The organism is Larkinella humicola (assembly GCF_008727875.1).
Lineage (GTDB): Bacteria > Bacteroidota > Bacteroidia > Cytophagales > Spirosomataceae > Larkinella > Larkinella humicola.
Map to the genome: position 1 here is coordinate 1 of NZ_VTWS01000019.1, position 9,250 is coordinate 9,250.

Consider the following 9,250-nt stretch of genomic DNA (forward strand, 5'->3'; position numbering starts at 1 on the left):
TTTTCAATGCACGCCCCCGCCAGAAAAAAGCGACTCCAGAGGTAGCCGCCTTTATTCTGGCTCTTGGGACCTTGGGTAATATCCGGTCAGATATTAACCAAGTCCTTAAAGATCGCTTTGCACACACGTTTGTTCCGCCCGAACGTGTGGAAAGTATCTTTTCTGCCATCGAAGCCATTGCCAACCGGATTCATGCTGACTTAGGCAATGATCGTTAAAGGCAGATGCAGGGGTAATGGCCCACAGCTTGCCAATTACCTGCTTAAAAGCCCGGACAATGACCGGAGCCAGGTCATTGCCATTCTCGGCACAGCGACCCCCCACAGCCTGAGAAAATCCTTGCTGGAGATGTCCCTGACCAGTGAGATAAAGGGCAACACCAAAGCCGGTTTATATCATGCCCAGATAAGCCCTCGTGACCATGAAGCGGCCACAATGACCACTGAACAGAAATTACGCGCAGTTGAGATACTGGCTGAACATCTGGGCTTGAAGGGGCAGAAATGCGCCATTGTTGAGCATGAGAAAGATGGCCGTATCCATTTGCATGCCACATGGGAGCGGTATAATCATAAAACCGGCAACATGTGGAAAGACGACGACAATTATGCCAAACATAAAACCGCAGCCCGGCAGATGGAATTAGAGTTCGGGCATGAACTAACGCATGAAAAGAGTACCCATTTAGACAAATATGCCAAAGCGTATATATCGAACATATGGGAAAATTCACCTGATGCGGCTAGCTTCAAAAAAGCGTTGTTAGAAAAAGCAGGGTTTGAACTGGTGCAAGGAATTGACCGACGGCCATTCAAGATCATTGACCAATTCGGAAAACTCCATGACCTGTCTCGACAGCTTAAAGGCATCAAACAGGCACAAGTGTCAGACCGTCTAAATCCAATCCGTAAGGAACTACGAACAGAAACAGCAGCGGTTAAAAGTCCTATAAAACAACAAGTTAAGGAAGCATTACGCAGAAATAAACGTAGAGAGACCACAACTGTACCGAAACTTGATTTTGACAAAATACGCGAAATGTCAGACAGCCAAGATTTGATGGTGAAAATGAAAAACGCCTACAAAGAGCGTAATGAGCCAAAAGACGACCCACCAAAAACTTATTCTTACAGCTTCAAAATACAGCACCCCCCTTCCCTTCCCTACAAGCCAGAGCCGGAAATACAGTCAGACAAAAAGCAAGAATTGTCTGACCGGCAGGAACTAGCAGTCGCCATGATCAAACAGTACCAAAGCCAGCAGTTAGATAAAATTAAAGCATCCGAACCAATGAACGAGAATGATCCATTTGCAGCATATCGATATAGCAAGGAGAATGATCTATTGGCAGAGTATCGCAGTCAGAAGAAAGAGCAAACTCGACCTAAAGAGCGCAATCGTGAGCGCGGAATAGATATAGAGTAAATAATATAATTGTATTTTATCAGGAACTTAGAAAATTTTCGGCAAGCGTTAAAAGGCTAATTTAAATATAATAGTGTATAATGTAAGTGCTTGAAAATCAACGATTATTTATGTGTATATACAAATAAAAGAAATTGTACTTCGCACTTTTGCTATTGCATCTCACTAAGTCAGCTTTTAATTTTATCAGAACGTCGCCTTTTAACCGCATGAAATCATTACTGAAAATCCCGGTATTGAACCGGATTAAAACCAATACTTTGCTATGAAAATAGAAGGCTTTAAATTCGATATTAAGGAGAACGAGATAAGAGCTCTATTACCAATATTAATGATCTTGTCTTGTGGTGTGGTAATCATTCTAACTCTATTCACTTACTACCTTTTTCGTTGACATGCTACGTTCCGTAGCTTATAATATAAACAGAAACCCGCCGAGTGGGGTCAATCACTCGACGGGTCCGGGGCTTACATAGTAAGTAGTTTAAGGGCTAGCATTAGAACTGCTGCCGATAAAATGATGATTGCTATATCAGTCATCCTTACTACCTCCTTTCATCATAAAGATTCCGGGAGGGCAGCCCACCGAAGGGCTGCCCCCTTCGGTCTTACTATTTAAGCAAAAAAACCGCAATGACACAAAGTAATTATTCTCTAAACGGCATCACCATTTAGCTTATCAGTTAAGGCTTTAACTTTTTCGTCTAATCTATTCAGGTCTCCTCGTAAAAGGTTGATGTTTTTTTGGACATCCTTTGTATTTGTGTCCATAGTTCTAAGGACTTGATTAAAACCATCGACAATAAGTTTTCGGATCTGATTTAGATCTGCGTCTCCCTCAAATTGGGGTTCAACTGGAATTTCCATCGTAGTATTAAGGATTATTGGTTGCTAAAGGACATTTTCCCAAAATTAGCATTTTACCACATCAATAGATAGGTTCATCATAAAAATACTAAGTATATTGTCTATCAATACTTTAGCACACAGTATTTAAAGTAAAGTCTGACATTTGACAAAGAGTGTCAGACTGTTATCTTTGATTATTCAGACTTAAAAGGCGAAAAGTATGACAGACGGAAAAGATGACAATGAAGGTCAGACATTGGATGCAGAAAATCAGACCGAAAGAAAAAGCGGTCTGAAAAAACAGGCAAAAAGTCAGACTACAGTTAAATGGTCTATCGTAACAGAGATCGAGACCAAAAGCCTAACTGCCAAAGCCGCTAAGAAGGCCAAGAAGGGACTATTTGAATGGGTTGAGTACAATCTAAGGGATGCGGCAACAATCGAACTTACAAACAAGCCTAAGCCCCCAGCGAGGCCGGAAGATCTAGCGACTGATCTTTTAGAAAAATTTGCCAAGCGGGTAGGTGATGATCAAGCCCAAACGATCAAAACGCAAAATGAGCTGATCCAGCAACAAGCCGTACAAATGGAAGCACAGTCAAGACAGTTGCAGGAGCAAGCGAACCAGCTCAGGCAGCTTACCGAGGCTATAAAAGCCCAACCTGGGAATTTATGGGAAATGGTTTTTGGTAAAAATCGAAAGACCAATTAAACAACTAACTTTTTCTTTCTCACTGCAAAACCTTTCATTTTCAGGCTTAACAGCTTTACCGTAACAGATATTATCACACAGATTATGCAAAGCCTGTTTCTCTATAAAAAGAATACTAAGAAGGGCCAAAAAATTAAGTGCTTGAAAATCAGCCAGTTTATGATTTTCCCGGTAGACGATTCATCTACTGTGAGTAGACGTTTCGTCTAATTTTAGTAGATATTCTAACGGTAAAAAATCTACTTTTTGTTTATTTCATGTAAAATAAAAGTAGATTTTTGCAGTTGATTTTTTCGCATCACTATCTAAAGTTGTATTAGATTTTGGTAGATTTGAAAGGAAACTTCAAGTGTCTGTATTAAAACCCTCAGTTAGCATGGAAAAGTATATCAGGGTCACTGATTTTGAAAAACATGAGGAAAACCCCTTTGTGCCAAATCTTATTCAGGATATGGCAGTGAGAAATAGAAAGCAGTACTTACGCAGTGATAATGGTAGCAAATCTATGGTCGTTGTTCATGATGAAACCAATACGGCATTAGCGCATACCGGTTTTTTTCAAATCGAGGAAGTTGATCAAAATCAGTTTGTTAAATTATACGTCAAAGAATTAGCATCACATAAAAATCTAACGGCGCAGGGCCGCAATGTTCTATTCTATCTTATGTCGTTACTTCGACCCGGAAACGATAGAGTGCGCGTTAGAATTGATGAAGCTCTTGAATACTTAGAATACAAAAGCAAAAAGAGCTATTTCATGGGCATTGCAAATTTGCTTGAAAAAGAAGTTATCGCCCGAACAAAATACGACGACGAGTTTTTTATAAATCCAGTCATCATGTTCAACGGTGACCGGATCACATTAGCCAAAGTCTATGTGAAGAAAAAAACAGAAGCAGCAAAAAAAGCCGGTAATCAGGCTCAGCTTGATATTTTCGAATACATGGACAATCCTAAATTTCAAAGCACAAGGAACCAATTCAACAGATTACAGCAAGACGAAATGGTTGACGGTGAATCAAGTACGGCGGAATAAAAAATCGCTTGCAGTGAGAAAATAAAAATTGCTTTTTCTTTCTCACTGCAAAAACATTGCCGCGAAGCGGCCAAATTTTTTTGGGTGGGGCTATGAATATCAAGCAAGCAATCGATACTGTCAGTCTGAAAGATTTGGTCGAAAGCACCGGCAGACAGCCGACAAGTGCTAATATTGCGAAGGGTGAATATACTTATCAGGCGCCTTATCGCGACGATATAGACCCTAGCTTTAAAATTAACATATACCAGAAAAAATTCATTGATTACGGGCAGGAAGATGCTAAAGGTGATGTTGTGCATCTAGCCCGTTTAATCATGGGTAATGGCAATGCGTCCGCTATAACGGTTTCCCAGGCTCTACAATGGCTCAAACAGTTTTCAGGCGGTGGTGTAGCGGCCACTCCGGCACAGCCCACCCAGAAGCCAGAAAAGCCGGTTTCCGTGGCTTCTTATGGGGGTGACAGATACCAATTTGTTAAAGCGGTTCCTGTTTCGTCAAAATCTCACCCTAATAACCTCGATTACATTACCAAGATCCGCAAAATTGATTTGTCTATTGCATCCCGATTTCTTGACGTAATTACATATAAAGACAATGCAGCCCCGAAAAATGACCCATTGAAAGGTTATCGTTATGGAATTGGCGGCCAAAATGATGCTGGCGGTTACGAGGTTAGAGCAGCCAGTGTTAACAGCAATTTCAAGACATCTTTAGGACAAAAAGACATCACCACTTTTAACGGGTCCCTCAAAGCAACGTCAGGCGATATTTTTGAAGGCCGGTTTGACTTTCTGACTTTCCTACAGATGAAAGGCATTACTCAGTTAGAGAATCCGGCGATCATCTTGAATACGGGCCGTTTTGCAGCCAGAGCCGCAGAAGTGATTAAAAGCCGCCCAGAATGGCAGCATGTCAAGCACTGGCGTATCTGGCAGCATAATGATGAAGAAGGAGAACGCACAACTCAAGTTCTTTGTACGGAACTGGGTGATGATTACAGCGTTGGGACATTGAACCACTATTACGAAGGCTATAATGATCTAAATCAGTGGTGGACAGATGCCCCAGACACACGCTCAATTTTCGCAGGGCGACCCGTTCAAAAATCGTACGATGGATCGTACGATGCACAGCGTGCTAATACCAGCAAACCAAAATAGCTATTGATAAATGGGCACATCAATAATCCAAAACTTAATCCGCCGGCCCCAGAAAATAAGTCTTATTGTTTGGGGTATTAATAGAATTTCAGCGATATTTGCGTAAACAAAAAAAACCGCCTAAAAGATAGGCGGTTGATTACTAGATCAATAAGCAGCGTTTATCTTAGTAGATACTCATACTGCGGGCCAAAGCCTAAGGAACGTAGCAAGTCCCAGAGAAGGCGGGTGGCATTCACGAAAGTTGAAATAATCTGCAACTTTCGTTCTTCGGGAGTCTGGCGAATACGCCGAACCCATTCTTTCGTTTTTTTCATATTATTATTTTGTAGATATTCACAAATGGCTCCGGATTTTCCGGAGCTTTTTTGTTTAGTAACAAATTTACTGTTTTTTTCTTAGGTTATTCTTTTTTCAATGCACATTTTTTGCAGATCATTAAATACAAGTATTTACAGGCAAATGATTGCAAATGTAGTCAAATGTGCTGTGTGTGTAACATTCACATAATTGCAAACGCTTAACAAGCGCAAAGCAAACGGCTAACAAACGCCTAACAAATGCACAGCTTATGTTCAGCAAACGCTTAGCTAATGGCTAATTAGTATAAAGCAAACGCTTAATCGGTGTTATTCTGTTGTTACCCTGTTGTGTATGCTTCAGATAATTACAATAAGAGTATTGTAGTTATCTGAAAATTAGTATAGACCATAGTTCGTAACTTATTACAATACAAGCTATTGTAATTGACATTTAAAGATTTATACAATACTAGTTTTGCATTATATCTATTTTAAAAACTGAATTTTTAAGCTATATTTTATTTACTATTTTAGCTAATTATTCTCTTTAAAATCATATACATACACACTTTTAGCACATTTTAAGTACCTTTTTAGACCATCATTATAATATCATTCATATTATATGCCAACATTGCATTTCTATTGCTTTATCCTTTCTTTTATCTTTCATTTATTACCTACATATTTCTTATCGTATTTTTCTACTTTAACGTTTGAGAACAAAATTATGTTTCGAGGATCATTATAATGACAAACTTTAATGATCCTCATTCAATAATGTCATCTAGACGGTGTCAGAATTTTCTTCTGTTTCACTCCTATTAGAAAGGTACATATATTAGTTAGTGATTAATATCTGAAAAATAGTATTCAATTGAAACTGGTAATAATACAATTTTATATATTCTTAGACCTGATACAAATGACAAAAAATAACCACCGCTATGGAGGCGGTGGTTATAAGATTATAACAAGAAAATATATAATAAAAACATGATTTTTTTTCCCTAAATACCGCTTTTTTTAGTTTATTCTAATGAATAGATTAAAAGGAGAATAGTTGTAAAAAACGCGGATTGACGGAAATGTATTATTAGAAAAATTTAATTCCTTCTAATCTGACTCTTCAGTTCATTGAGCGATAATGTTTTAGAAGCAGATACGAACCATTTAAACAACATTGCCAACAGTCTGATCTAATCCGTCACCGGCATCTAATTTTTTAGTTGTATCTGAATTGTCAGCATCCCCAAAATAATAGCCAGGCGCGTCTTCTAAATAAGAGGGAGTTGGCCCCTTTATCAGGTTTTGATAAGTTTGTTTTGCTTGCCCCTTGACAAAATGGCCGTCAGCATGTGCTTTAAAATTTGTCATTCCCATTCTAGGATAATTTTCGATTGTCATACCGTTATAAAACCTTTGCCAATCATCTAAACTACGCGGATAATACGTTGCCCTTCCTTCATAATGGGCTTTATAGATATTATCCCAGAACGGCAAGCGCGGAAGTAAAAACTTTTGACCATCGATCAAGGTAATGATCGATTTTGCTTTGCCGACTTCTTCAGTAGTTAATAATCGGCGCGCTATTGGCTGGTGATTGGTCGTCTCGCTTGATGACCAATTATTGCCGCTCGATGTCCCGTTATTGCTTCCACCTGTATTGCCACCAGCAGACCAGCCAGAAGATGAACCGGTTGACGTGCCGGACGATCCCCCGCTTGTGCTACTCTCGCTTTTAACCAGAGAAACAACGGTTGTCTCTCCCAGATATTCAGAAAGGTATTTTTGCGTTTGCAGATCGTACACCCCGAAAAATTGGCGCAGCCGGGCATTTGATAGAAAAGCATTGGCAGCATGTTCGCCATATATATCAATCAACTGTGTCAGTGATTGAACAAAGATCCAGACGCTTATATTTTGACCACGCGCAAATGCAAAAGCCCGTTCAACATCCTGCATCCGGCCGAGAATAGCAAATTCATCGAGCAGGAAATTAACCCGCTCACCTGGGCGATAATTGCAGGCTTTGAGACATACACCAACAACTAGCCGCAGCCAACGTGCATGACTATTTAAAAACCGTTCTGGCAAGCATAGATAGACAGTGGTTTTACCGTTAGTTAAATCATAAGGATCAAACTCTCCTTTCTGCAATGATGCCCGGAGCTGCATACTTTCAAGAAATGTCGTGTTGTCCTGAGCTGTCGAAATGATAGATGGCAATGGGCCGCTATCTTCATTCATTCCTGCAAACTCACCAATCCCCGATTTTACAAGTTCGTCACAGGCCAGATTTTTAAGCATATCAGCCCATAAATTCTGCCGCTCATTCACTGGTAGCCGAAGCCATCTATAGAGCGTTCCTAAATGCTGCTCTTCCGTTGGCCGGGCCGTTATCAGATGGAGCAAGTATGTTTTAATGAGTGACCGTGCGCGGCTCTCCCAATATTTATCAGAGGCACGCGGATTATCCATCACTAACATTTCTGCAATCACACCGCAACTTTCCGGCATCTCATCTGGATTGCCTTTTACAAAATCTAACGGATTAAAACCAACAGGCTCAATCCCGTGTGTAGCACCCAATCTTTTCTGCTCATTCCAAGGATCAAGCAGGATAACACGTTGACCTATTTTCTGCTGCCATTTTGCCGTAATCATTGCATTTTCGCCCTTTGGATCAAGCACGAACCACGAGCAAAACGGATTATGTAGCAGGTTCGGTAAAATCAAGCACACGCCTTTTCCCTGTCCAGAACCTGCAATAGTAACAGCATGTGTAAGCGTCTGAATCTGGTTCATACCGTGACCACCGCCCAAATAATAGCTTGGTTTACCACGCTGATATCCTTCAGTATCAATATCTCGAAGCCTTTTTGGATGGTCCCAATTTGCTGATCCGTAAGTTGTTAATGAATTTGTCTCCCATTCCGGCATGGGCGGCAACGGATCAACGTATTCTTCAGGCGGTGCAGGAATAGCTTCTTCTGGTTCAGGCCCTAATATTTTCTCAATTAATTTTACACCACCATAGCCGCCAGCACCAAAAATAGTAATGCCTAGCAATGAGTTTTCCACCCCCAATATTTTTTCACTGAGAAAAACACAGATTAAGCCGGATACAAATCCTACCGATAAATAGATAATACCCCGCGTAGGCGTCCTAAAAGTTATCATACATATAAAGGGCTGGTATACCGCAAATTACATTTTTTCCATTTTTCTCAACACCCATTCAGTTTTTCTTCGCCCACTTTTTTCTCACTGCTGACACACCGGTCACGCTTTATAATTTGCTGTTGCTGGCCACGATCTGGAGCAGCCCCAACAGCGCAAATTATAAAGCGTGACCTCTTGATTTATTAATAAGATTATGTAAGATTGTAAAAGCGGGTAAATGGTTCTAACGAAGTTAGCGCAAGCCATTGTCTGTATATACAAAACCCTACCCTTTCAGGGCTGGTTTTGTATATACAGACGCCTTGGCAGGGGTAAGGCGCTACGCCCTTTCCCCTGCACCCCTAACCCGTTTTTGGCCGCGCACAAAAAGAAGAAATATGGCACGCCCTCTAAAAGATGATTCCGCCGAACCGCTCGATCAGCCGTATTTGGTCAGACTGACCAAGACACAGCGGCAGAAAAAACTGCCCGAGCTGGCGGCATCACATGGCATGACTGAAAGCGATTTCATCCGATATCGCGTTTTCAATGCACGCCCCCGCCAGAAAAAAGCGACTCCAGAGGTAGCCGCCTTTAT

8 protein-coding genes are annotated in these 9,250 nt (G+C 40.7%); 6 read left to right on the forward strand and 2 right to left on the reverse strand.

Going from position 1 to position 9,250, the window contains the following annotated elements; all coding sequences use genetic code 11:
* Window positions 1–218, forward strand: a 218-nt coding sequence (locus tag F0P93_RS31675) for a hypothetical protein (protein ID WP_191908979.1), incomplete at its 5' end; no start/stop codon positions are given.
* A complete protein-coding gene (locus F0P93_RS31320; protein ID WP_150881743.1) occupies window positions 208–1,425 on the forward strand; it encodes a relaxase/mobilization nuclease domain-containing protein in 1,218 nt (405 codons plus the stop codon). The genes F0P93_RS31675 and F0P93_RS31320, both read left to right, overlap by 11 nt.
* A gap of 654 nt (window positions 1,426–2,079) precedes the next feature.
* Here the strand turns inward: F0P93_RS31320 and F0P93_RS31325 are convergent.
* Entirely contained in the window at window positions 2,080–2,292 is a 213-nt protein-coding gene (locus tag F0P93_RS31325; protein ID WP_150881744.1) for a hypothetical protein, read from the reverse strand.
* Window positions 2,293–2,494: 202 nt separating this feature from the next.
* Between F0P93_RS31325 and F0P93_RS31330 the strand changes: the two genes are divergently transcribed.
* The 3 genes from F0P93_RS31330 (at window position 2,495) to F0P93_RS31340 (ending at window position 5,185) form a co-directional block, all read left to right on the forward strand.
* Entirely contained in the window at window positions 2,495–2,986 is a 492-nt protein-coding gene (locus F0P93_RS31330; RefSeq protein ID WP_150881745.1) for a hypothetical protein, read from the forward strand.
* Between the two features lie 376 nt (window positions 2,987–3,362).
* Complete coding sequence (locus F0P93_RS31335; RefSeq protein WP_150881746.1) at window positions 3,363–4,022, forward strand: RepA protein; 660 nt, start codon at window positions 3,363–3,365, stop codon at window positions 4,020–4,022.
* A 92-nt stretch (window positions 4,023–4,114) separates the two neighbouring features.
* A complete protein-coding gene (locus F0P93_RS31340; RefSeq protein WP_150881747.1) occupies window positions 4,115–5,185 on the forward strand; it encodes a DUF8464 domain-containing protein in 1,071 nt (356 codons plus the stop codon).
* A gap of 1,475 nt (window positions 5,186–6,660) precedes the next feature.
* On the opposite strand, the gene F0P93_RS31345 is transcribed toward F0P93_RS31340, so the two are convergent.
* Window positions 6,661–8,670: a type IV secretory system conjugative DNA transfer family protein gene (locus F0P93_RS31345; RefSeq protein ID WP_150881748.1), complete on the reverse strand. Its 2,010-nt coding sequence runs from the start codon at window positions 8,668–8,670 to the stop codon at window positions 6,661–6,663.
* A gap of 380 nt (window positions 8,671–9,050) precedes the next feature.
* Between F0P93_RS31345 and F0P93_RS31350 the strand changes: the two genes are divergently transcribed.
* A partial coding sequence (locus F0P93_RS31350; protein WP_150881749.1) for a hypothetical protein occupies window positions 9,051–9,250 on the forward strand: 200 nt, incomplete at its 3' end.

Coding starts and splice junctions, on each gene's coding strand:
- F0P93_RS31345 (WP_150881748.1), bottom strand. CDS start 8,670: ATGATAACTTTTAGGACGCCTACGCGGGGTATTATCTATTTATCGGTA.
- F0P93_RS31340 (WP_150881747.1), top strand. CDS start 4,115: ATGAATATCAAGCAAGCAATCGATACTGTCAGTCTGAAAGATTTGGTC.
- F0P93_RS31320 (WP_150881743.1), top strand. CDS start 208: ATGATCGTTAAAGGCAGATGCAGGGGTAATGGCCCACAGCTTGCCAAT.
- F0P93_RS31330 (WP_150881745.1), top strand. CDS start 2,495: ATGACAGACGGAAAAGATGACAATGAAGGTCAGACATTGGATGCAGAA.
- F0P93_RS31335 (WP_150881746.1), top strand. CDS start 3,363: ATGGAAAAGTATATCAGGGTCACTGATTTTGAAAAACATGAGGAAAAC.
- F0P93_RS31325 (WP_150881744.1), bottom strand. CDS start 2,292: ATGGAAATTCCAGTTGAACCCCAATTTGAGGGAGACGCAGATCTAAAT.